Source organism: Legionella parisiensis, from assembly GCF_001467945.1.
In the GTDB taxonomy this organism is placed as follows: Bacteria; Pseudomonadota; Gammaproteobacteria; order Legionellales; family Legionellaceae; genus Legionella; species Legionella parisiensis.
On sequence record NZ_LNYQ01000013.1, the window covers coordinates 366209 to 391108 of the forward strand.

Consider the following 24900-nt stretch of genomic DNA (forward strand, 5'->3'; position numbering starts at 1 on the left):
TAGTTCTACTATCTTGAACAACTGTCCCTGATTTTCTGCGTGTTGCTAAACTTAACGATGGTGTTCTAGGTCCATTTTAGAATTAAAGGCTGGGTATATGGTATTATTCAGCTTTTACCACATAATGATTGGGATACCATGAAAGTAAAAAGATTTTTTTATGGCTTGTTAGTGACTATGCAGGCCTTTGCTGCCCCTCATTTTGAACCTGCAGAGCCTTCCTCTGCTGCCCAGTACGAAATCAATGGACCTGCATTATGTACAACAGCCACAGAAACTTTGGCTTATTTAAATAAAGGCAATCAATATGATCCTCGTGTCATTCACGAAGGTAAAGTTTTTGCTATACCTCTTTCACGAATCAAAGAAACGTTAATCTTTATTTGCCGCCACCAAAATGAATTGAACAATCCCGCTTTTATTAAAAAGCATTTTGATTTTGTTCGCTGGTATCCCGACCTGGAGCAAGCCAAGTCCCTAAGCGGGAAGAAATCACTCGTTGCTCGTTTGCCTGCGGATAAAATTTTAATGACTAAGTATTATGTGCATCGTGCTAAAGCATCAACGAAACGCAGTGTTGCTTATCCTTTTGCTCTTTATGGGCTTCCTAGAGATGAAGAGCAACTGACACTTGAAGAAGCAGATGCAAAACCTGAACTGACACGTTTCCAATATGGGAAACAAGCCATATTAAAAGGTGCATTAGCAGATAAAAATGTTCCTCCGCTCGCCTATTTTAATCGAGATGACTTGGAGGCAGCCTTAATGCAAGGAACCATTATTGCAGATTACCCAGGTCATCAAACGAAAATCTTTAATGTTCATCGATGCAACAATATTGCATATGACAAAGCCCAAAATCCCTATAAACAAGAGCGATATTGGTATTTTAAACCAGTAACGGGTATCAAAGGTTATGGAAAAGATGCAGATCATAAAATTACAGTAAATACTGAAGTCACTTTTGCCGCCGATCTCGAACAGTTTGGTTTAGGAAAACTTTTGATGGTACAGTATCCAAATCAGAAGGGAAAAACGGTGACACGCATGGGTATTTTTGCTGACACGGGTGGTGCATTCCAGAGTAATTTGTATCAAGTTGATTTTCTAGCGGGTAGTTATGCAGGGAGCAAAGCCTTCTCGCAAGCAACTCGCCATTTACCCGATTATGTGGCTGCTTATTTTATGGTACTAAAAAAATAATATGAAAATTCTACTGTATTGCTTCTTTTTTATAAGCTCTCTCGTGCATGCATTTTCTTGCTATGATGGGCAAAAAATTCATAAGGCACCGATTCAATTTGATGAAAAACGCATTGCTTTAACACGACAGTATCAATTAACTCATTATGGAATTGATTCCAAGTCAATTGAAATTGAACCGAAAATGATCGTATTGCATTGGACATGTATTTCTACTCTTAAGGCAACCTTTCGCGTTTTTAATCCGCCTACATTCCCGCAAAATTCACCACGTATTAAAGAATTGCCTGGTAACTTGAATGTATCAAGTCATTTTTTAGTGGATCGTGACGGAACGATTTATCAACTCATGCCTGAAAACTGGATGGCAAGACATGTCATAGGATTGAATCATTATGCGATTGGTATTGAAAATATAGGTGGAGTAGACGGCAAGGATGATTTAACAGTAGCACAAACAAAGGCAAATGCATTTTTAGTGTGTTATCTTAAAAAGAAATATCCGGCAATAAAATATGTTATTGGCCATAATGAGTATTTAAATTTTAAAAATACGCCCCTTTGGCTCGAACGGGATCCGAATTATCAAACGGATAAAGACGATCCAGGGCCTGATTTTCTTAAGCGGGTCATGAAATTAGTGCGGGGGAGTAAAAATATTCCACGCAAGCAGCCTTCTTGACTTATTAAGCAAATTAAAATGTAGCGCTGCACGTGTATCTTGATCGCATTCCTGCCTATGCCCCGCGGGGTCTAGTGTTTTGGGCAGATCTTCTGGATCCTGCGGAAAAGCCGTGGGACGTGGGAAAAAGACTGGATTGATTTTTCAGCGATGTATAGAAGATTCAGGTGCTGCAGCCAGGTAGGCGAGACTCTTATTTTCAGAAAAATGTATAGGTTTTTTTACTATGGGAAATCATACTTCACCCCCTTGTTTTTTTATCTTTGGTTTCGGTTATACCGCCGAATTTTTAGCCAGCGAATTGCATAAATTAAATTTCAAGGTGATTGGTACAACTCGCGATAAGAATAAGATTCTAAATTGTGATCAAAAAAATTACAAACTTATTGATTACTGCGCGAATGAAATAGAACCTTATTTAAGCGAAGCAACCCATATTTTAGTATGTATTCCACCTGCAGAAAAAATAGGAGATCCTGTACTTTCGTGTTTTAGTGATTTAATCAGCCAAAACAGATCGCATATCCGATGGTTGGGTTATCTGTCTTCTACCAGTGTTTATGGGGATCATCAAGGTGCTTGGGTAAGTGAAGAATCCAATTCTATAGCCACGGGAATACAGGGTAAATTAAGGTTAATAGCCGAAAATGAATGGATGTCTTTTGCCAGACAATACGTGATTCCGCTTCATATTTTCCGATTGGCAGGAATTTATGGTCCGCATAGAAATGCAATCGAACGTATTATTGCTGGAAAAAAAGCTAGTATTTATAAGGAAGGGCAGTATTTTTCCAGAATTCATGTTGCGGATATTGCCTCAGTTATTATCGCATCGCTAAAAAATCCTCAGCCCTATTCTGTTTATAATGTTGCTGATGATGAACCCTCATCATCCCATATTGTTGATGCGTACGCTGCATCATTACTCGGACGTCCTCCCTTGCCACTTATATCCTTCGAAACAGCAACTATGTCCTCAATGGAAAAGCAGTTTTATACAAGTAATCGCCGGGTATCTAATGCGAAAATTAAAGAAGACCTCAAAGTTAATCTGGACTATCCTTCTTACCGTGAGGGATTGAACCAGCTTTTTAAAGACGCCTACAGAAAAAAAGACTAAAACAAGCGACTCATCGCTTAGATATATTAGATTTGTTCTGGAGTCACTAGTAAATTCAAGCCCATAGGCCAATTCGTAGCAGCCCGTAAATTTGCGGAAACAAGGCTTCTACATCTGAAATAATCCCCCTTATCGAAGAAATTTTAGTATTCATTTGATGGAACTCACTTGCCCGTGAATAAGAGGCAACTACTGGCTCATACGGAAAACTCTTATTCTTAATGCGAATTCTGAAGCGTTGTTCAGGTCTTTCAAAACAAGTATAAAGTTTAAACCAAATAATTCTTGATGACTTTTTGCTTTTATGCATAATTTGCGAGTTTGTTATTTTTAGGATCATTAATGGGTACACTCTCCAAGCAGACCAAAACTGAAAAAGAAAAAAGAAAACTTATTTTGAAGATAACGGAGTCCTTAAAAAAACAACTCGAAGAGGGACAGGCAACAGGAGTTTTATCCAGGGTTACAGATAATATTTTTGTATTTGGATTCAAGGCATCCGAATATATTTCACAATTTAATGAGAAAGTTCGTGTAGGAAAACAAGAAGTTGAGATAAAGTTATTAGGTGGCTCTGCAATCCCTATTTATTCCATTAGTTATCAGAATGTCACTGTCATTTTCCGCGTCATTTCTGAACGGGATATTGATTTTTCTTCATATCAACGAGCTCGGGAAAATATGAGCTTAAATAAGCATTTCCCTGAACAATATGCGATGGAGCCATTTACTCATAGGCGTTCTAAATATTATTTAGAAATTGTGGAGTATTGTGGGCGAAAGGATTTACGTGCGGCAAATAACGATGTTGTCAGCAGGATAAAGTATGTTAAAAATATGTTGCAAATCATGGCGGATCTGCATGCAGAGGGATTTTGTTTTACTGATGTGAAGCCAGGAAATTTTGTTATCGCTGATGATGGTCATTTGGTTCTTTCCGATGTGAAATCTTTACGGAATGTGCTGGGAAAAGATGTCATCGCACTAAGAGAGCTTAGTAATAATATATCCGTAGCCTACCAATCTCTGCCCGCTTCCCTTAGTAATACCCCAAATTCAAGCAACCCGGATCAATCTACCGTTTCGATTCAAGAAATTGATTATCAATCCCGGTATGGCTTGGGGATTAGTATCTATGAAGTGCTTACAGGTCACTATGTTGCATCAGAGCGTATGCGAGCAAAGGCTGCGCTTAGCGAATTAGTAGAAGAGCGCCTATTGGATCAGCGCAATTTCGATCATTCTGAATTTTGGCAACAGATGGCAGGGAGTGCTGCCAAGGCTGTAGGTGCTGTTCTCGGAAAACTGGAAAAAGAGGATCTGCGAGAGCATTTGAATTTGGAGCATAAAGTATTCCAAAGTCCTGTTGGTTTGGTTTTAAAAGATATTATTATCTCTTTAACAAGCAAGGAAAGAACACAACGAATAGAGATTAGAGAAGCATTGAGCCGTTTGAATCTTGCGATGAGCCTTCTCCAGACATCATCGATACCTTTTTCTACTGAGGAAGATTCAAGTGTGGTGGCATCTTCTTCAATTTCTCCTGTGCCTGGAAAAAGAAGGAAACAATATTCCCAAGCAGAGCTGCCCACACTATTCAGAAGCTCCTCATCGGCGTGTACTCCTGAAGAGGAGGCACCGGACACACCAAAAAAGGTTACTGATAAAAGAGACAAATTTAAGCAGTCAGGGCATGCTTTAAGCAGGATTTTTGGCTCACCTAAGAAGCAAAATGTAAAGCCTGTAGAAGAAACAGATATTCCAACAAAAGCCCTATAGGCGCGCGTTCTCATTAATAACTAAATTTAGCTATTGGTTTTGTCGACCAATGGGTAACTTATCGAGTTGAGGATGCTTATAAACATGAAAAATAGGAGTTCACTTTTTCTTTTAATGAGTGGGCAGATTGGCTCTGAAAAGACGCAGGAGATTGTAATTAATCTAAAAATAGAATAAAAATTGTTTAATGCTTTGTACGGTTTATTGCACAGAGAGTGAAAATCAGGCAAAAATGACAGGACAAAGAAGATTTAATCCCTTATCTCATCACAAACCTTTATAAATTATGGACTGTTACATGCTGATAGGGACATTTTTGGCGTACATTTTAACGAGCACATTTAAAACTGGATATATTGTCGATTATTTACGCTAAGAAATTGCATAAAATAATGAGAAAGGGATCAAATACTTTATGAAAATAAAATTACTGGCGCAGAGTGCTCATGCTTTAAGGAAAAGTATTTTACTGTGTTGGCTTTTTAGTATTATATTTTCAGTGAATGGTTTTGCGAGTCAGGCTGATACAGAACTGATTAAAAAAATAAGAGATATTGAAAGAAAATCGAATACGGTTATGGGGATTACCGCCATTTATATAGAGAAAAATAAGGTAATCGCGCATAACAGTAACCAACGATTTTTCATGGCAAGTACCATTAAGTTACCCATTGCAATGGCTTTTCTGCATCGTGTTGATGAGAACAAAGACTCACTAAATCGCGTGATTAAAATGGATTCACGGTATTCCGTTCCTGGCTCTGGAGCACTGCATTATTTATTCGAAAAGAAAAAGCTAAGTATTTCTTTGAAACAAATACTAATGCATACTCTTAAAAATAGCGATAATAGTGCTAGTGATGCATTATTGCAGGCGGCAAATGGGCCTCGATATGTTGCCAAACGAATGAATGCATTAGGATTCAAAAATATTTTTATTAACCGTTCCATTATGGAAATGTTTATAGATACAAATCATGTAGATCGTTCGTTTTTAAAAAAACGCCAACCAGTGTATTCCTGGCAAAAAATATCCAATCGTGTCCCTCTTAAGGAAAAGCAGCAAGCTTGGCAGCGCTTTGAAAAAGACATCCGCGACACGACGACACCCAATGATATGGCAAAGCTGCTCGTAAAATTATATAAAAAACAAGCACTTTCACAATCAAGCACTGATCTTCTCATGAAGATAATGGAGCAATGTCGCACAGGCCGCAGCAGAATAAAGGGATTGCTACCAGCCAATGTCAAAGTGGCACATAAAACAGGAACATGGTCAATTTATGAGCGAGACTATTTAAGATATCCCGGGTCTAAAAAACTATATCGTTTTGTTAGTGATGTTGGGATTATTACTTTGCCTCATAATAAAGGGCATGTTGCGATTGCAGTATATGTCAAATCAAAATCGGCCAGTGATTATCCCCGCAGTCGTGCCATAGCTCTTGCTAGTCGAGCTATTTATGATCATTTTATGAAGTCATAATTACAGCCCCATTAAAAAGTAGGCTGTATGAAGCGTCCCAAGGCTACACGCATGTGCGCAAAAAATATTAGAAATGCTTTCCTGTTTCGTATACTCTGTGGCAAAAATGAATTTTAATAACAAGGAGGTTTTGATGCGCCGTTGTTCGACTTTGATTGGACTTATCTTTTTTTGCATGAGCTTTGGTTTATATGCTCAGCTGCCCTGCGATTATCAGGATTTATCTGCTGCAGAAAAGCAAGCCTTATTATGGAATGAAATTACTTTAAGCAATGCAGAGGAGCCTTTACCTCCGCTGACTGGCAATAGTTATAATGAAGTACTTGAAAAAATAAAAGGACTGTTTAACTTAAAACCTACATTCGATCATGCTCGTGATGAAATGCCAGAACGCCGAGTAAAAATTATTCATGCCAATGGTTCCGTAGGGAAGGTTGCTTTAGTCCCTGCAGCAGGCCATCCTTTTACTGGTATTTATCAGTCCGGCGGAATTGGTATAGCACGTCTTTCTTTGGCGACTCCTCCTGCTGACGATAACTATATTCCTGGTATGGCGGTTAAAATTTTAGTTTCCGATCATCCATCATTAAATCTACACATAATGAATTTACTTGAGGGACAAAAAGATAATTGGAATTTTTTTGCAAAAGACTTTTCAAATAAGATTCCTCATCCTACAAGTTGGACGTTGACCGCAATTGAGAAAATATTTGAATTCACTCGGGAGCCCGCAAATAATCTGCCTCTATGGCATTTAGCTGCCTGGACGAGTGAGGGTAAATACAAAGGGATTCCAATATTTCCTGAGAGAATCTATTTCAGGCCGACTGACTTAGTAAAAGATTTGATTCCACAAAATTCACGTGAGGATTTCAGAGTTTCTTTTTTGCAAGTACCTATGGGGCCCCTCTATGAAATATATGGAGAATATCAAGGCACTGAGTATCATATAGGGACATTAATGCTAGAAAGTCCTTTATTAGCCTCAAATTATGGTGATAAGGAATTATTTTTTCAACACCAACGATAATAATGCTTAGCCAGTAAAAATTGTCATCCGTTAAAATGGTTCGGGTTCATAACTCGAATTAAACCAGTGAAGATTACTCGCTGCAATTAAGTTAATTTTCCATTGATGTTCATTGGGATCACGGCCTAATCAGAGATGACGGATTTAAACATTATGGTGGATTATAGAATAAATTTTCCTGTTTTTTGTTGATTAAATTCAAAGAAGAAAAAAATACTACTTTGTCTTCCTGCTCCTCGGACGCAATGATCAATTCCCTTGTACTCGGTTTGGCTGTCGGCAACTCAACGAGTGATTTTGAGGGCTGTACAACGGATTTTCCCAGGAGGCTTAATTTCTTTATACTGCCATCGAGTTCATTATTGGGGGAAGTTTTGAGAAGTTCCTGTTTAGGCTCTAAGCGACGTTCATCTGAATTAAAAACTTTATATCTTAAAACGTTGCGAAGATAGATTTCTGATGGTGTCTTATTTGCAATTTTATAGCGATTCTCAATGAGATACCGAAACGCCTGATCGATTTGTTGATCTTCAGTTTTTCGGGGTTCCTTGCCTGAGGGTGTATCTAGGTTATAAATATGGGGCAGTGTGCTTTGAAATCCATCATGTCCATGGACATAATTAATAGTGTATCCATTATGTATTGCAGGTCTCGCGGTTTCAGTTTCCTTCGTTTCATCCCAGCGATTCCAGAAAAAATAAACCAAAGGCCATTCAGCGCGTTCCTGTTCTGACATGTTGGTTCTGTCGTGAATCGCATCGGTATGAAAGAGGGAATGGATGGTATTGCTCTCAATGTAGGATTGAAATTGGTGGTTCATTTGATCAATCGTTTTTGCTAAGGATTCTATCGTGGAGTCATCATAGTTTACCTCAAGCCTTTTCGCCATCCATTGCAGGGCATCAAAGCGGATGGGAGCATGACTAAATAATGTAATGCCCTTTGCGCTTATGGTGTAATCCAGTATCTTTAAGGTGGATTTATAGCTTTCATTAACCAAATGAATTAACTCGGAATGAGGCATAATTTCTTGATCAAGTAACAGTTTAAGCCCCCAAAACGAAGGGGTTTGAAAATCACCGATATAACCCTGAGGCACAAATGGATATTCTGCTAGCAGTTGCTCATATGCATAAATAAATTCACTGCCATGGTTTGAAACAAGAATGGTTAACGGACAATGATTTCGATGAAGGAAATTTAGAATTCTTAATGTGAAATAATCACAATTTCCGCGATCAGCAACTTCATCACCAAGAAGTCGGACTAGCGTTTGATTATCGCCGATTTGTAATTGAACCATAAAGTGATTAAATTGGGCGACACAGTCAGCCAGCTTATTCTTAGGTTCGCTTAATTTTTGGTTTAATTTTTTTTGTTCTTCTTCAGCCGTATGGAGCTTTTCAAGTGTTTGTTGCCGCAATTGGGTCAAAGTTTGATATTGTTGCGTTTTTTTATTTGTTTCAATTAATTGTTTATCGAGATTTGCAATGCGTTCTTTTGAATTATCGATCCTTACCTGTGTAAATTGCAAAAGAGTACGGTTTTCCAGATACTCTTGAAGGATCTCACCATATTGCTCATAAAGTGACACAAATTGTTGATAAGCTTCCTCAACATGTTTCACCTCATCTTTTAAGCGAATGATTTGATGGCGTAAGAGAAAATGGATGAGTTTGATTGGATTACCATGTAAATCACCGAGTGTAATCGAGCCTAAATTATTTTCAAATTCACTTGGATACTTATAAATATCAACATTTTTATTTATAAGATGATTGGTCATCCATTAATCCATATAGAAAATTTTTATATAGAAGAAAGTAATTGATTCAATTCCAAATATCAAATGAAGAGAATTTCCATAGGTTGTTTATTAAAGATTTTATAGTCTCAACTTGATAGTGGTTGGCAAATAATTAGTATTTTAGTCGTTAATGAGAAGCTTATTTAAATATTCTACTTTTACGAATTGAAGCTTCTTTGCGAAATAAGAAAAACAAATTTTCCATTTTTCAGTATTCAATTATTTCCTTACATCCATATAATGGACTATTTATTTAATAAATAGGCTGTTAATGCAAGATAAAGAAGAGATGAGTAGAAGTAGAGGATATGAGATAAGCCATGATAACAATCTCAAAAGAGATACTATGATTAGCATGGTCAAAGAACTAACAAAATTCAGCAGGGGGCAATGGCCGCTAGATGAAAAAATAAATATAATTTTAGAGGAGCTGGCATTCTTTGCATCCATAAATGAGTTTCAAAATGCGCTGTTTGCATTGAATCGATTAGCTTCTCAAATAAAACGCTTCTCTGACGAGCAGGAATTTTTTGAATTTTTAAAAAAAGAAACGGAGTATTCCGTTATAAACACTCCCCAAGTTGCCTACTTTTTTTTGTTAATGAATGAGGTAATTAAGAAGCAAAATAAGCTTATAGCTGCCGGGAGTGAAGAGGACAAAAATCTTGATGATCTCCTTCTTCCTTTTTGTTTTTTAAGCAATTCAAAAAAAGGTTTGAAAGCTCTAACTACACTGTTACCTCCTCATACAGTAGACCGTGGCTTCCAGAGTGAATTTAATAATGACGTAGCCAAGTTAGATAGTTTGTTCAACATTTTTAGAAGCTATAAAGAGTGTTGGAGAAATGATCGTTATTTTTATCGCTTCGCCAATAATTTACCCAGTTGGGATAGTTTATATATTGAATCCTTTCATGATATTTTTAATGACATTGCCGATGAAGATTACATAAATAATATCCTGAATAATATTCAACAACGTCTTAAAATTTGTAAAGAACACTCTTTTCCTGCTTTTATTCATTACAATACTGCTGATGTAGGGGCATTATTTTTAAAAATTAACCGTTATTTGGGTGGCGATAATTTAATTCAAAAAAAAATTGAAGAACAAATAGCTTCTGGCGCTAAAATGCGTTCTTTTAATGAAGAATGCCGAAGAGCGGGATCCAAGACTTTATTGTTAGGAGGAACTTATGGCAATGGATGTGTTCTTGCAGCTGCCCAAAAACTTGGAAAAACAATTTTTACAAAAACTAATGGTTATTTTCAGGCAAGCAATCCTCACTGCCGTTGGGTCAATTATCACAAAAAACCCTATTTGCATGAAAACTCACTTATAGATCCTCAAATTACAGAAGGTTTCAATCCTTATGATGCTCAACAGAATGTTGAGAAAACAGGCTTTAGCGAGTTTCCTGCGTTATTACTGGTGAGTCATCGATATGGAGGTAACTTTTTGTCATCTGAATTAAAGCAAGTTAGGGTTTTATCCTCATTGCCACGCGAACAACAGCGCAAGCTAATTCTTTCAGAGTGTGTGGATTATTCAAAATTAGCTACTGTAAAACCCAGTGCATTATCAAGAATCAGACGTCAAAATGCACAACAAAATACTCAAAGCCCTCAATGGCCTATTTTATCTTGGATGCACAATGGCAGCAGGCCTAAAGTTACTTTAAAGAAACATCGTGAAGACAATGCGAAAAAGGACTTGAGTTCTACAAGAAATATGACTCCGTAATTGTTCCAGTTCGATAAATCTCTAATGGCGAATTCAGATTTTGGCGCAAAAAGTCTTGAATTTGCCCAATTTCTATCCGAATGGTGTTGATTTGATTTAAACTAATTTATGCTTTGAAATTCTGAATCACCGCATCAAGTTCCGACATTAATTGTTGTTTGCGCTGGGGGGCACAAAAACTTGCTTGTATGCTATTTTGCGCCAATTGAACTAATTCCTGATTGGTTAGTTGGAACGTATCTGCTACAGCTCGATAGTTTTCTTCTATATAACCAGCGAAATAAGCAGGATCATCAGAATTAATCGTAACAGCCAGTCCCATATTGAGCATTTTTTTTATAGGGTGTTCTTTCATGGTCTTAAAAACACACAGTTTAACATTGGATAACGGGCATACTGTAAGTGGTATTTGTTGTTTTTGTAAGCGTGCTACAAGTTCGATATCCTCTAAACAGCGCACACCATGATCAACACGAGATACCTTTAAGAGATCTAACGCTTCAGTAATATAGGCAGGCGGGCCTTCTTCGCCTGCATGGGCCACAGTGAATAAACCATGAGCTCTTGCTTTAGCAAATACTGAAACAAAATCGCTGGGAGGATGAGCACGCTCAGCAGAATCCAATCCCACAGCAATAAATTTATCTTGATATTTCAATGCACTTTCTAAAGTACGTAAAGCATCTTTTTCAGGCAAATCTCTCAAAAAACACAAAATCATCTCTGAGCTTATATTGAATCGTCTTTTTGCCTCTTCCAGTGCTTTATGAATGCCCTGAATCACTACCCCAATATCAATACCTCGTGCAGTATGCGTTTGCGGATCAAAAAAAATTTCCGTATGCCGTACATTTTGCTGCTGTATTTTTTGAATGTAGGCCCACGTTAGATCATAAAAATCTTCTTCAGTTTGCAACACGTTGGTTCCTGCATAATAAAGTTTTAAAAAGGATTGCAGATCAGTAAATTGATACGCTGCATGAAGTTCATCAGTATTTTTGTAGGGCAATACTACATTATTTCGTTTGGCTAATAAAAACATTAAATTAGGTTCAAGCGTCCCTTCTATATGAACATGAAGTTCAACCTTAGGCAAAGCCATAATTAATTCATTCATTTTTATTTTTCCCGTTTTAACCCGCTTATATCCAATTTAAAATTAGAACCTATAATGATTTATTATAGATCGAGCCATAACCTCTTATTTTCAGAAAATGAATTATGTACTACAAACGAGGGATACAAATAGGTATCCCTTTTTTCTATCTGAGAAAGAGAAGGCCCAGGTTTAGAAGTGAAAGGCTGACGATCACAATAAAGGTTATGGTCATTCCTTGGATACGGCATTCAAGATGATGCTTTTCTTTAAGAAACGCATATGCATGCACAATTCGTCCCAAGATAAAGAAAAAAACCAAGGTTAAAAGCACTATCCAGTTTGCCTGGTTTGCTTCAGCGCAAAAAAGTAATATTAGTGTTAGGGGGATATATTCGCTGAAATTGGCGTGCGCTCTTATTGCCATTTCCAAATCAGTAAATTCTTTACAACCAAAGGCAACTTTGTGTTTGCGACGCAGTTTAATAACCTGAAAGGCAAGATAAATATAACCTAGAGCTAATAATGAGCCGGTTAGGGTTGTGATTGGATACATTGTGCTTCCTCTATAAAATGAAAATAATGCCTTTTACTCATCTATTATTTGCAGAATTCAGTATGATCATAAAATCATTAAAACAGTGCTGAACTTGGTTAAGAGTTATTAACCAAGGCACATGGCCGGCTTGAGCAATGATTCTATTGATATTGTTTTTCCCTTGAAACCCTTTATTTTCCACGAAGATTTTGGGTGGACAAATAAAGTCATTTTCGCTGGCAATGGTCATTGTGGGTATGGATTTAGGAAACCATTTGCAGGAATAATCAGGGTAAAAATGTTCAATGGCATGATAATAAGCTGTATTATTAAAAGCAAAAAGAGGGATGATTTTTTCCCCTTCTGTCAATTCATCGGCAGTAAAACAGTAATATTTATAAGTGTTCCAAAATTCTTTGTATGCTTCATCGGAAGGGGTTAAATGGTATTGAGTGGCTGCAGGAATTAAATCAGGTAAATGATGCTGTTGTTGCATGGCGTTTACATGCTCGAAAAAACTGTTTTTGGTCGTGGTGTTCATTAATACCAGTCCTGTTACATAGTCTTTTAATTCGGGCAAATTTAATGCAAACATTCCTGCAAAACTGTGAGTGACCAATACCGGTTTGTGAACGGATTTTAACAAGTCAATTAAACCTTCTTGCCAATACTTGATGTTCAGTTCGCCCTGGGTATTGGTCCCATCTTGGGGAAAATCTAAAAGAAAAATAGACCCGGGCAAATTCAAGTTGCGACACAAATCAGTCAGGTACTCCGATCCCAATCCAGGACCACCGGGCAAAAAAAACCAGGAAAATTCTTGACCTCCAGTGAGTTGTTTTATCCTATAACCAAATTTAGTGTATTTCATGCGGCTTACTACCTCTTTTTAGCAGATATTTATCATAGCATATCGATTAGTTGAATTAATGAGGCATTAACATTTATAGTGGATAAGGTACGCGTCCATTAACTCGAGATAAAGTATGAATCTGATCTATTGAAACAGGGAGTGTATTGTGAAAAAAACATATTATAATGTTTTCTTATGTCTTTTTTTAATTTCAGGTCAGATACATGCGACTGCAACTTATCTAGGATACAGTGGCAAATGTCAATTCACGCTTACTCGAGAGAGATATGCTTATTGTTTGGAAAAAGAGATGGTTTTTTATGATAGGGAATTTAGTCATCTTTATAGTAATTTAACGCCTGAGGCATCACTCCTTGCAACGGACGCATTAGCAACTCAGATTATTGAGCCTAATTGCGATGCTATCGCAATGAAAATTGGTGCAGGGTTGGAATATCATATTGCGTTTCGTACCTGTATGATTCATATCACTAAAGAAAAAATTGCCTGCATTAAAAGATTCATCCCCTGTCAACTATGCTGGGGGAGAAAATTGGTTAATTCACTAAAAAAACCTTATTTATTCTTAGAGAATGTTTCGATTCATGTATCAGATCCAACGTGATTGTATGAATACGTTGTCGAGAAATTTTTTGATAGGAATATGGAAACAGACCCCCTCTCATGAGTGGGAGAGGGGCGGATTTTTTTAACTTGCTGATGAAGGCTTGGATGCAACGGCGCTATCAGCACACGTATCAGCAACATCATCAATTTCGCTGTAATATTGTTTATCGGTCATATCATTTGATTTCTTGAGCAGTTCGACTAATTTAGGTTTAGCGCATTCGCAATAGGCAGTAATTAATTTTTTATCTTCGTCTGTTGGTTTGGGAAGAACAAGATCCCATCGGTCCTGGCAATAATCAGCAACATCACTGTCTTTTGCTTTGCTTAAGCCAATGTCATCTTCTATAGAGTCCATCGCGTCGTGAAGCAAAGTTCTTGACATACATAATTTAGCTGCTTTTTGAAAGGCTGCTTCATTATCTAACGGTTGTTTTGCTGCACAACTGCAATATTTTTCACCGAAATTCTTAAAATCCACTTTATCTTTTGCTTCTTCTGCATGTTTCATCCAGGCCTCAGTACAACGAGTTTGAAAGTCTTCCGCAGAATCTGCATTAACTGATAAGGAAAGCATTGTAAGAGCAAGAATACTGATCCCTCTTAAAAAAGGCCGATTCATAATATGTCACTCCTTTGATTGTAAATACTATTGTCTCCACATTGAGCATAGTCAATGTCATGTAGGTAATCTATAACTTTTTAAAAATTTAGTTTTTATCTCATTTTAGCCCCAAGTCAGAATATTCTAATTACATAGTGCTTTTACAGCATGGGTTCCTAAGTTGGTAACTAGCGCTTTAGTGCCAGAATCTGCCAATACGGGAATTTGTTGCATGTTGGTTAAGGTCCAGACTAAATAGTCACCTTGTTTAAAGGTAGTACCATTGAATTTTCCCTTTCCACTTATAACCTGAATAGAAATAGAGTTTTTTACGCTTGCAACCAAATGTGCTTCGCATAGCATAGAGAGTGCTTGTTTATTGGTATTCGTTAAAACAACAGGTTTATTCGGCTCAATATTGATTTCGATTGGCGGTATTGAAGAAAAAACAGAAGTGCTGACTAAAACCAGGATGCAGGGGACTAATTTATTGGGAAATCGATTCATAATGGTTCTTTCCATTTTTATTGTTATGATGTGATTATAAAAATTCTGCCGTGTCGATGTTGCAGGATATTTTTGTTTTCATTTCATCAGGAAAATGCACAGATAAAATAATTTGTTTCGAGGAAAAAATCCATATTTTGTATAAATGAGCATGAGCGGATACCCCAAAAATAAGCGATTAGGATCAGTTGTACCTATCGAGTCTGGTTATTGACCAATTAGGTTGGTTGGAGAAAAATCATTCTGAAGAGCATCCAAAAACTCTCTTACTGTATGTACTTCTTTATTTAAGAGTTCATATGCTTTACCGGTTTTAACGAACTTCCTTAACTCTTTGCCTAAATTGCCATTTCTCAATGTGGCAATATTCTCCTCGGTGAAAATAACTTTCTCACCCTGCAATGCACGCTGTACCGCCTTAACGGCGTTGCGTTTTTGGGTCAGGCTCTTCTGGATACAGGTAAAAAAATTATAGAAATATTCTTTAACTTTTCCCGAGGAATCAACTTCTTTTTCTCTATCTTCGAGATAGCCTGACAAGAGTTTATTGATGTCATATTCTCTAATTTTTTCCTTATTGCCAGCTAAAGTGTAGCCTTGGATAATCGATTTAATGGATGCTCCATGCTTGATTCGATACTCTTCAACTTTTTCATGATTACCAGCTAAAGCATAACTCTCAACAATCGCATTAACGTCTGCATTGAGGTCTCTTCGGCATTCTTCAACTTTGTCATGATTTCCCGCTGAAGCATAGCCTTGGGCTATCACATGAACAGTTTCTGGATATTTGGTTAAATATTTTTTAACCTGTTCATGATTTTCAACCATAGCATAGCTTTGAGCAATTACATATACGTTGGCTTTATGGTCTTTCCGATACTCTTCAACCTTTTCATAATTCTCAGCTAAAGCATAACCTTGAACAATTGCGGTAATCATTGCATTACGGAATTTTTGATCAAAGCTTGTATCAGCGAGATTTTGATAGTATTCAATTTGGTTATAATTTCCCGCTAAAGCATAATACTTAGCAATTGCAAACAAGCTTATATTATGGTTTGTACGATATTCTTGAACTTTGGCATGATTTCCAGCTAGAGCATAGCCTTTGACAATCATTAGCGGCTTTGCACCATGCCGGGTCAGATATTCTTCGACTTTTGTATGATTTCCCGCCCTTGCATAACCTTCAGCAATCGCATGAACACTTGCTTTATATCGTGTCCGATATTCTTCGACTTTTGCGTGATTTCCAGTGATTGCATAGCCCTGGGCAATTGCATCGATACATTCTTTATGCTTCTTAACATATTGTTCAACCTGATGGTGATACCCTGATATTGCGTAGCCTTGGGCAATTGCACGAACACTTGCTGGGGTCTGATAGTTTTTTGTTTTTGAATGTTGTCCAGTTAAAGCATAACCTTTAGCAATGGTATTAATGTTTGCTTTATGGTGTTCCAAGTAATACAGCACTTGCTCATGATTCTCCGCACAAGCATAGCCTTCAGCAATTGCATGAACACTGGCTTTAAATTTTTTTCTATAGTGTTCAACCTGGTCATCATTTTTTGCAAAAGCATATCCTTGGGCGATTGCATGGACGCTTGCTTTATATTTCGCCTGATATTCTCCAACCATTAAGGTGTTTCCGGCTACAGCATAGCCTTGAGCAATAATGTCAATGCTTGCTTTATATAGTCTGCGGTACTCATCAACTTGATCATGTTTTCCGGCCATGGCATAAGCATAGGCAATGCAATCAACGTTTGCACCGAGCTCACGTAACCATTCTACTTGCTTAAATTGTCCTTTTATTGCTAACTCAGCCGCTGGGGTAAGTAGCGGATGATCGCTTCTTTTAGGGTCAACATGTGCTCCATTTAACCTTTTGCGTAGATCTTCTCTATCCGTTGCTTTTAATGCTGATAGGTATATATGGGAATACATAAAGTTAATCTTATAAAACATACTGAATCTAAATTGTACACTAAATGACTTTATGAGTCGATTTGTGAATGAATGAAATTAATTAATTAGGATTGAAAAGTTAGAAATCCCATGTAAAATTTTCGGGTGAAAATTTTGGACTCAAATTTATTAGGGATGATTAAATGCTTAAAAAAACTCTTATCTGTGCTTTATTTTTCTTATTTTCGCTTACAGCACACAGTATGCCTGATGAAGAGAAAGCCTATCTTGCAAATCAATGCCATGACCTGTCGCAAAAAATTGAAAAATTAAATGTTAATCAAACAAATCCTTGCTCATCTATAATACAGGAATCTGCAAAATTAGTAGAGCATAGCGGAAAATTTATCTTAAAAGAATACTGGTTTAACGCTAGAGCCAACTTGCATCGTTCCTACAGATTATTGAATGACGCGAATCAAATGACTTGTAAAACTGCCTCTGGAATTTCTGATGCCCAAAAAGGTATTGAGGATATCTTGGAACAAATATATGGGTTGGAATAGAACTAATGAGAAAAAATGGTATCAATATAAGACGATGAGATGATAAGGTACTCAATGGCATGATATAAAATCAAAATACTACATCCCACGCTATGCGCGAAATCCAGCGCTGCATGCACGATTCAATGGATGCCGTGCATAAAGCACATAAGTAGATACAAAAAGGCTATTTTATGTTCAAAAATTGGATGTGTTTACCCTGGATAGGATGACTAAGTCTCTAAAAAAGGAAAAACAAATGAAAATTATTGTAGTTGGCGGAACTGGGTTAATAGGTGAAGCGGTATGTAAAGAGCTGAAACAACGGCACACAGTGATTACAGTAGGGCATACTAATGGTGATTTTCAAGTTGACATTAGAGATGCTCGTTCAATCGAATTGTTATACAAATCAATAGGTTCGTTCGATGCGGTTGTAGCAGTAACGGGTGAAGTGTATTTTGAAACGTTAACTGCTTTTACTGAAGAACAGTATACTATTGGTCTGAATAGCAAATTGATGGGGCAAGTCAGGCTCGTGTTAACGGGACTTAAATACATCAATAAGGGAGGCTCCTTTACTTTAACAAGCGGTGTTTTAAGCCATGATCCAATCCTTATGGGAACGTCTGCATCTATGGTCAATGGGGCAATCGATTCTTTTGTAAAAAGCGCAGCGATTGAACTACCTCATCATCTTCGTATCAATGCAGTAAGTCCTACAGTTATCTCGGAAGCAATGAATCGCTATGCACCTTTTTTTCGTGGTTTTGAACCGGTACCTGTCAATCGAGTTGCCTTGGCATATAGTAAAAGTGTTGAAGGAGCTCAAACGGGTATCGTTTATTCTGTTGAGTAAAACTCCAGAGTTCACGATATGATTGATTCCAGGGCATGCTGGAGTGACGACTTAGGTTATTGAGGAATGATGTTAAAATGCAGATGAGAATGTCCCGTTTTTTTTTGTTTTCCTGTTTATTTGCAGCAAAAATTAATGCAGCTGTTCCAGTGGATTTAATGTTTCATAATAAACCCATAGATCCTTTATGTTTTTTTAACATCGACGGAAAGACCATTGATCTGAAACAATGCGGGCAGGAAAAAGAAAAATATGTTATCAAAGGGCATAATTCCCAGCTCATAGCACAAGGATATATTGGTTATAATTGGCAAGATCCTCAGTTTCCAGACTCAGCTGAAGGGTATAGCTATTATAGATTTTTTAACGCTGGGGAAAACCTATATTGGCTTTATACAATTAATAGCGGTGGGGGTACTGGTAATTTTACCTCCATCCATCGAGTTAAAAGGAAAAATACGGATACATTAGAGGTTGAAACTCTGGTAGATGGTGATCGGTGTAATGGCGGCCTGCAAGATGTAGCTGAAATCAATAATCACTTAAATTTTAGCCAGAATCTTACTGCCTATGATCTTATTGCATTATCCAAAAATTTAGACCCCAAAGTTAAAGCGTATGATGATTTAGCGGCATGCGCCATTTGTTGTGTTGCTAAAGCATATTATAAAGTGAACTCAAATATGCAACTGAAATTGAGTTATGTGGATTTAGGAGCTACTGAAGAAACCCAAGAAATGCCCGATCAGGGGGCGCTGCAGTCATGTTTTAATCACTTAATCGCTTCTTATGTTACCGCTGGTAAAACTCAGTTAAAGCAAGATATGCTTGATGGGCTGGCAGCAAAATTTAAGCAAACATGTAAGAAAAAATAAATGAATTGTGACGTTGCTACAATCCATCTATAAAAGGAGAACTGCGTGCTACGTACCCTTGTTGCTCATATCTATCCGCCATTCATTTTCTTATTTTGGATAACTTTTTTTTTGATTCTCACTAAGGTGCTTTTTTCTTATAAACGCAATACGATGCATATTAATGCCGAGATGCATGGTACACGATTGGTTGTCAGCATCATAGGAGGTCTTTTTAGTATTTTCCTGGGATTTGTAACCTTTATCTCATGGACCAATTACAAAGAAGCAACAGATCTTGTCGCACAAGAGACGACCCAGATATATACCACTTGGGAGAATAGCAGAGGGTTTCCCTCTCCTATTTTTCAAAATATTGATAAAATGCTTCATGCTTATGTTTTATCGATACTCAACGATGAATTATCTTCAATGAAAAAGGGGAACGCATCATCAATAACTCAAGATGCAAGTAATACTCTATACTCGGAATTCTTGAAATATCATCCAGAAGATTCATTTATCCAATCCTTTTATAATCGAGCAATTTCCTCGTTGAATGCAGCAACTGAGACAAGAAACCAGCGTATCAATATGCTTAATGTCATTATCCCAACAGCATGGTACTTTATGATCTTAATTGGCACATTTACGATTATTTGTGTTTCAATTTTTTTGCTGGAAGGGATTTTTGTGGAAATTTGTATTCACGTGATGCTCTGTATTTTTCTGTCCTTTTATCTCACTGCAATTATCATTTTAAGCCATCCTTTGTCGGGCTTGATTACGATTTCTAATGAACCCTATAAGGCTCTTATTTCTAAGATGAATGCTTGACTTTAGTGTGTTGCCACAATAATGCTCTGGTTGATAAGAGAATTTATTGGCTAGATATTCTATTTTTATCATTTTTTTCAGTCTCTCCTTAATTTCTAATTTGAGCTATGCTTATTTCAAATAAGCCAGCGCAATATTGTGTTCTAGAGCAGGGAGAATGCCAAAAATGAGTTATTTTAATGCAAAAGATCCAGTATGCGAGACTCAAGGATGCCCCAAGCAAGTGAGCATAGCACTTATTCCACGATCAGTTGATCTTGGCGGGTTTCAAGTAGAGCGCATTTTACCATCCAGAGAAAGAAGAACTGTAGGACCTTTTGTTTTTTGGGATCAAGCGGGGCCTAGTGAACTGCCTATGGGAGAAGGGATTGACGTGTTCCCGCACCCCCATATTGGTTTATCAACCATGACTTATTTATTTTCTGGAAAACTGGAACATCGTGATACGCTCGGCAGTCATCAAATTATTACCCCGGGTGAGGTGAATTTGATGACTGCTGGCCGAGGGATTGCTCATTCCGAACGTACGCCACATCAGGATCGCCTCTATCCTCAGCTTTTTTTTGGTATCCAATGTTGGCTAGCATTGCCCCTTAATAAAGAGGAAACCAATCCTTCATTTACCCATTATGATAAAAGTGCTATTCCTATACACAATGATGATAAAAATATGAGTTTGCGAATCATTGCTGGAGAATGGATGGGGTCCAAATCATCGGTTAATACTCAAAATGAGGCGCTTTTTGTTGAATGTAAACTGACGGCTCATGCCAAGTTGCTCATTCCAGCAACAGTAGAAGAACGGGCAATCCATATTGTGAATGGTAAGATTACAATTGATGCGGTTCAATATGATGCTACAACAATGCTCATTCTTAAAACAGGGGCTGAAATCATAGTAAGGGCTACTTCGGATGTACATATGATTATTTTGGGCGGACCGGCTCTTGAACAACGGCGGTATCTTTGGTGGAATTTTGTAGCCAGTTCGAAAGAAAGAATTGAGCAGGCCAAATTGGATTGGAAGGAAGGGAAGTTTGGAAAAATACCTGGTGATGAACACGAATTCATTCCTTTGCCAGAGTAAACCGTTTACGTTAGGCTTTAATAGGTATTCATTAAAAAGGATCTTGAAAATGAAAAAATCTGATCAGGAAACTCAATATCTCAAAGATGGCAGCATCAAAACCATATTGACAGGTTATAATCTGCTGAATAACTCTAGATTGAACAAGGGTACTGCGTTCACTAATAGTGAAAGGGATGCTTTCTCTCTTCACGGTTTGTTACCACCACAAGTGAGTGCTTTGCATGAGCAGCAAAAACGCCGCTACGATATCTTGGCCTCATTGCCAACCTCTTTAGAAAAGTATAGTTTCTTACGCGATCTCCAAGATAACAATGAAACCCTTTTTTACTCGTTGATCATTAATAATATCGAGGGAATGTTACCCATTGTTTACACTCCCATTGTTGGTGAGGGATGCCAAAAATTTAGTGAAGTATTCCGCAAGCCTCGAGGTCTATTTCTTAGCTATCCCAATAAGAACTTGATTGATCAAATCTTTGCTCACCCACGTTATGACTTAATTAAGTGCATCGTCGTGAGTGACGGTGAGCGTATCCTTGGTCTCGGTGATCAAGGAGCAGGTGGAATGGGAATTCCAATAGGTAAAATGGCACTCTATACCGCTTTGGCCGGTATTCCCCCCCAATATTGTTTGCCCATTCTTCTGGATGTGGGAACAGACAATGAAGAGCGATTAGCTGATCCTCTCTATATTGGTTGGCGGCACAATCGTATTCGTGGTGCCGAGTATGACGAATTTGTTGATACATTTGTATCTGCGGTTAAGCGACGTTGGCCAAACGTTCTTCTGCAATGGGAAGATTTTGCCGGGGTGAATGCTGCGCGGTTGTTGGCGCGCTATCGAGACCAACTATGCACTTTTAATGATGACATCCAGGGAACTGCAGCTATGGCGACAGGAACTCTACTTTCTGCCATTAATGTGACTGGAGTTCCACTAAAGGATCAGAAAATTGTGTTTCTAGGTTTCGGTGGTACGGGTTATGGAATTGCTCAATTGATGCGTAGTGCACTTAGAGATGCAGGATTAAGTGATCAGGAAGCTGGCGATCGTATTTATGCTGTGGACAGATATGGACTTCTTGTAGAGGGGAGTAAAGGATTGACCGCTGATCAGGCCGTCTTTGCCCGCAAACGTTCTGAAGTCGCGGGATGGCAGGTTACTCATTCCGAGGAAATAGGATTGCTTGATGTGGTTCGTAATGTCAAACCTACAGCACTAATTGGTGTTTCTACACAACAAGGGGCATTTACCGAAGAAGTAGTACGTACTATGGCGAAATATACGGAGCGCCCGGTTATTTTCCCCCTTTCCAATCCTACTTCTCACAGTGAAGCAATACCGAAAGATCTTCTCAATTGGACGGAAGGCAGGGCTTTAATCGGAACAGGAAGCCCGTTTGATCCCGTACAATTCAATGGAAAAGAGTATCATATTGATCAAACAAATAATTCATACATTTTTCCAGGTTTAGCTTTAGGCATTATCTCTTCTAAAGCAAAACGAGTTTCTGATGACATGATTAAGGCTGCTGCACTTGCTCTTGCAGCATGTTCTCCTGCTCGGGAAAATAAATCGGCTAACCTACTACCCCCGCTTGCACACCTTCGCTTAATTAGTCTTGCAGTTGCAAAAGCTGTAGCGAAACAGGCAATATCGGAAGGTCTTGCCGGGGTAAATGAATCAGAGTTTGAGGACGAGATTGCTAATAATGTATGGGAGCCAGTTTACAAGCCTTATTATTTGCTGATTAAGTGAGCCGTTATTCCTACGCCCAGCCCCAGGGCTTGTGCACGAACTGTCTGCAGGACGTAGGATAAGTAAGTGTGCAGTATTTATTGAATAATGACTCAATACATCAAAGTTTTTAATCAAAAAATAAAACCATGCTTTAGATTGTTTAGCAACGAGGATTTTAATTGTTTTTTTAAAGGCGTCAAAATAAAATTTATATAAAAATCATTGTGTTAACTTATAATTTAATAAAGTTAGCAAGTATAAAATACTGTGGTATGATGCTCAAAAGTGAAAGAACCTGTTTTTGTTTGACAGAAACTGTAGCGAATAGAGGACATGATGATAAACTCCAAGATATCATTGGATTTAAAAAAGAAATGCCCCAAAGATCTGTTTTCGAATAACCTCACCTATGAAATCTCTCATGATTACTTAATGGAATTGCTTGATGTTGGTAAATTAAATGTTTGGCAGTGGGATCTGGGTACAAATGAAATCATCGATTTTGGATATTCAGAATCGTTGTCTGTTTTAAACGAAAACAGTGAAGTAGGACATATCGATCATTTTATAACGCGACTTCATCCAGATGATCGAGAGGAAATTGCCAATACGTTGGTAAACTCTTTAACTCATTTTGAGGATCATTATGCCGATTTTCGTGTTTTATCTACCAAAGGACATTATGAATGGGTATCGGCTCGGGGTCGTTACATCCGTGATGCAAAGAATAATCCAATTAAAATGATTGGTACCTGGCATTTTATTACGGAACAGAAACATAATCAGGAATTAATTAAGTTACAACAAACGACGCTTGAGCGTATATCAAGATGTTATTTTTCAGGGGAGGCCGCATCTTCATTATCTCATGAAATCTCTCAACCATTATTGGCATTAAATTCTTACTTGCTAGGAAGTATTTTGCGCTTACAGCAAGAGGATGAAGGAGCCAATGAATTTATAAACGTGCTCCAGAAAGCATTAGAGCAAGTTGAATTGATAAGTACCATTATTAAGCGTATGAAGCGATTTGTTACTCATGGAGAATTACATTTTGAGCGCGTTAATTTAACTTCTCTAGCAAAGCAGTCGGTCATTCTGTCAAAATTTTATTCCAACTTTTCAGGAACAGTTCAGTATGAGTTTGATGAGGATTTAAATGAAGTTTATTTGGATCGGAATCAAATGCGACAAGTTTTTTTAAACCTTATTAATAATGCCTTTGAGGCGATGTTCGATGCAAAAACGATGGATCCTATCTTGGTTATCAGGATAAAGAACTATGAAACGGATGTATTGGTTACTATTGTTGATAATGGCTCTGGAGTGCCACAAAATGTACTCGATAATCTATTTACTTCATGTTATAGCACCAAAGAATACGGCTTGGGTATTGGCTTAAGTATTTGTAAAAAAATTATTGAGGCACATGGAGGAAACATCAAAATAGACAGAAACCCTTCTGGAGAAGGAACTGTAAGTTCTTTTAGATTACCTAATCAATTTATGGAGTCTCACGATGGATAAGACAATTTATATTGTGGACGATGATGAGAACGTATTGCGTGCATTGAAATGGCTTTTTGATTCAATGAGTTTTGAGGTTAAAACCTACTTGAATTCAACAGATTTTCTGGAGCAATATGATCCCAAGCATGTCGGATGTTTGATTGCTGATGTCCGAATGCCTGATATAGATGGTCTTGAGTTACTCGAAAAATTAAAAGGGCAAAATAGCCTGCTTAAGGTAATTATTATTACAGCCTATGGTGATATACCTATGGCTGTTCGAGCGATAAAAGCTGGAGCAATTGATTTTATTACCAAACCGATAAATGAGAAGGATTTATTAAAACTGATTAAAAAATGTCTTGAACATTATCCAAATCATACGACCCAGACGGTTAATAAATATGAACTTTTAACCGAAATTGAGCTGAAGGCCCTCGAAGCCATTTGGAATAAAAATTAAGTGGATTATATT

At 37.6% G+C, this 24900-nt stretch carries 23 protein-coding genes; 16 read left to right on the forward strand and 7 right to left on the reverse strand.

The features are described 5' to 3' along the window. Positions 1 to 138 precede the first annotated feature (138 nt). From Lpar_RS07695 to Lpar_RS07725, 6 genes are all read left to right on the forward strand, one after another. Positions 139 to 1203 (forward strand): hypothetical protein, encoded by a 1065-nt coding sequence (locus Lpar_RS07695; protein WP_058517395.1) that lies wholly within the window; start codon positions 139 to 141, stop codon positions 1201 to 1203. 1 nt (position 1204) lies between these two features. Further along, complete coding sequence (locus tag Lpar_RS07700) at positions 1205 to 1885, forward strand: N-acetylmuramoyl-L-alanine amidase (protein WP_058517396.1); 681 nt, start codon at positions 1205 to 1207, stop codon at positions 1883 to 1885. 226 nt (positions 1886 to 2111) lie between these two features. Beyond that, positions 2112 to 3005 (forward strand): SDR family oxidoreductase, encoded by an 894-nt coding sequence (locus Lpar_RS07705; RefSeq protein WP_058517397.1) that lies wholly within the window; start codon positions 2112 to 2114, stop codon positions 3003 to 3005. A gap of 342 nt (positions 3006 to 3347) precedes the next feature. Beyond that, on the forward strand, positions 3348 to 4784 hold the full coding sequence (locus Lpar_RS07715; protein WP_058517399.1) for a protein kinase family protein: 1437 nt from the start codon (positions 3348 to 3350) through the stop codon (positions 4782 to 4784). Between the two features lie 415 nt (positions 4785 to 5199). Further along, positions 5200 to 6270, forward strand: coding sequence for a class A beta-lactamase (bla, locus tag Lpar_RS07720; RefSeq protein ID WP_058517400.1), 1071 nt, complete (start codon positions 5200 to 5202; stop codon positions 6268 to 6270). A gap of 133 nt (positions 6271 to 6403) precedes the next feature. Beyond that, a complete protein-coding gene (locus Lpar_RS07725) occupies positions 6404 to 7300 on the forward strand; it encodes a hypothetical protein (protein ID WP_058517401.1) in 897 nt (298 codons plus the stop codon). 151 nt (positions 7301 to 7451) lie between these two features. Here Lpar_RS07725 and Lpar_RS07730 read toward each other — a convergent pair whose 3' ends face one another. Next, positions 7452 to 9086 (reverse strand): coiled-coil domain-containing protein, encoded by a 1635-nt coding sequence (locus tag Lpar_RS07730; protein ID WP_058517402.1) that lies wholly within the window; start codon positions 9084 to 9086, stop codon positions 7452 to 7454. Positions 9087 to 9378: 292 nt separating this feature from the next. Here Lpar_RS07730 and Lpar_RS07735 point away from each other — a divergent pair, with 292 nt between their 5' ends. Beyond that, positions 9379 to 10851, forward strand: coding sequence for a hypothetical protein (locus tag Lpar_RS07735; protein WP_237759364.1), 1473 nt, complete (start codon positions 9379 to 9381; stop codon positions 10849 to 10851). A 106-nt stretch (positions 10852 to 10957) separates the two neighbouring features. Here Lpar_RS07735 and Lpar_RS07740 read toward each other — a convergent pair whose 3' ends face one another. The 3 genes from Lpar_RS07740 to Lpar_RS07750 form a co-directional block, all read right to left on the reverse strand. After that, complete coding sequence (locus tag Lpar_RS07740; protein WP_058517404.1) at positions 10958 to 11968, reverse strand: adenosine deaminase; 1011 nt, start codon at positions 11966 to 11968, stop codon at positions 10958 to 10960. Between the two features lie 145 nt (positions 11969 to 12113). Then, positions 12114 to 12503, reverse strand: coding sequence for an MAPEG family protein (locus Lpar_RS07745; RefSeq protein ID WP_058517405.1), 390 nt, complete (start codon positions 12501 to 12503; stop codon positions 12114 to 12116). 37 nt (positions 12504 to 12540) lie between these two features. Continuing rightward, a complete protein-coding gene (locus Lpar_RS07750) occupies positions 12541 to 13356 on the reverse strand; it encodes an alpha/beta hydrolase family protein (protein ID WP_058517406.1) in 816 nt (271 codons plus the stop codon). 148 nt (positions 13357 to 13504) lie between these two features. Between Lpar_RS07750 and Lpar_RS07755 the strand changes: the two genes are divergently transcribed. After that, on the forward strand, positions 13505 to 13963 hold the full coding sequence (locus tag Lpar_RS07755; RefSeq protein ID WP_237759365.1) for a hypothetical protein: 459 nt from the start codon (positions 13505 to 13507) through the stop codon (positions 13961 to 13963). A gap of 84 nt (positions 13964 to 14047) precedes the next feature. On the opposite strand, the gene Lpar_RS07760 is transcribed toward Lpar_RS07755, so the two are convergent. From Lpar_RS07760 to Lpar_RS07770, 3 genes are all read right to left on the reverse strand, one after another. Beyond that, positions 14048 to 14587, reverse strand: a complete 540-nt coding sequence (locus Lpar_RS07760; RefSeq protein ID WP_058517408.1) for a hypothetical protein — start codon at positions 14585 to 14587, stop codon at positions 14048 to 14050. A gap of 126 nt (positions 14588 to 14713) precedes the next feature. Continuing rightward, entirely contained in the window at positions 14714 to 15076 is a 363-nt protein-coding gene (locus tag Lpar_RS07765) for a hypothetical protein (RefSeq protein WP_058517409.1), read from the reverse strand. A 207-nt stretch (positions 15077 to 15283) separates the two neighbouring features. Next, on the reverse strand, positions 15284 to 17029 hold the full coding sequence (locus tag Lpar_RS07770) for a hypothetical protein (RefSeq protein ID WP_058517410.1): 1746 nt from the start codon (positions 17027 to 17029) through the stop codon (positions 15284 to 15286). Positions 17030 to 17193: 164 nt separating this feature from the next. Here Lpar_RS07770 and Lpar_RS07775 point away from each other — a divergent pair, with 164 nt between their 5' ends. From Lpar_RS07775 to Lpar_RS07810, 8 genes are all read left to right on the forward strand, one after another. Then, complete coding sequence (locus Lpar_RS07775; RefSeq protein ID WP_058517411.1) at positions 17194 to 17556, forward strand: hypothetical protein; 363 nt, start codon at positions 17194 to 17196, stop codon at positions 17554 to 17556. A 238-nt stretch (positions 17557 to 17794) separates the two neighbouring features. Beyond that, entirely contained in the window at positions 17795 to 18394 is a 600-nt protein-coding gene (locus tag Lpar_RS07780; protein WP_058517412.1) for a short chain dehydrogenase, read from the forward strand. Positions 18395 to 18483: 89 nt separating this feature from the next. Beyond that, positions 18484 to 19269, forward strand: coding sequence for a hypothetical protein (locus Lpar_RS07785; RefSeq protein WP_237759366.1), 786 nt, complete (start codon positions 18484 to 18486; stop codon positions 19267 to 19269). 45 nt (positions 19270 to 19314) lie between these two features. Next, a complete protein-coding gene (locus Lpar_RS07790; RefSeq protein WP_058517413.1) occupies positions 19315 to 20085 on the forward strand; it encodes a bestrophin-like domain in 771 nt (256 codons plus the stop codon). A 166-nt stretch (positions 20086 to 20251) separates the two neighbouring features. After that, entirely contained in the window at positions 20252 to 21172 is a 921-nt protein-coding gene (locus tag Lpar_RS07795; protein WP_058519206.1) for a pirin family protein, read from the forward strand. Positions 21173 to 21221: 49 nt separating this feature from the next. Beyond that, positions 21222 to 22934 carry an NAD-dependent malic enzyme gene (locus tag Lpar_RS07800; protein ID WP_058517414.1) on the forward strand — a complete coding sequence of 571 codons (1713 nt, stop codon included), beginning with the start codon at positions 21222 to 21224 and terminating at the stop codon, positions 22932 to 22934. 315 nt (positions 22935 to 23249) lie between these two features. After that, on the forward strand, positions 23250 to 24443 hold the full coding sequence (locus tag Lpar_RS07805) for a sensor histidine kinase (protein ID WP_237759367.1): 1194 nt from the start codon (positions 23250 to 23252) through the stop codon (positions 24441 to 24443). Further along, positions 24436 to 24888 (forward strand): response regulator transcription factor, encoded by a 453-nt coding sequence (locus Lpar_RS07810; RefSeq protein ID WP_058517416.1) that lies wholly within the window; start codon positions 24436 to 24438, stop codon positions 24886 to 24888. Before Lpar_RS07805 ends, Lpar_RS07810 begins: the two co-directional genes overlap by 8 nt. The last annotated feature ends 12 nt before the right edge of the window (positions 24889 to 24900 follow it).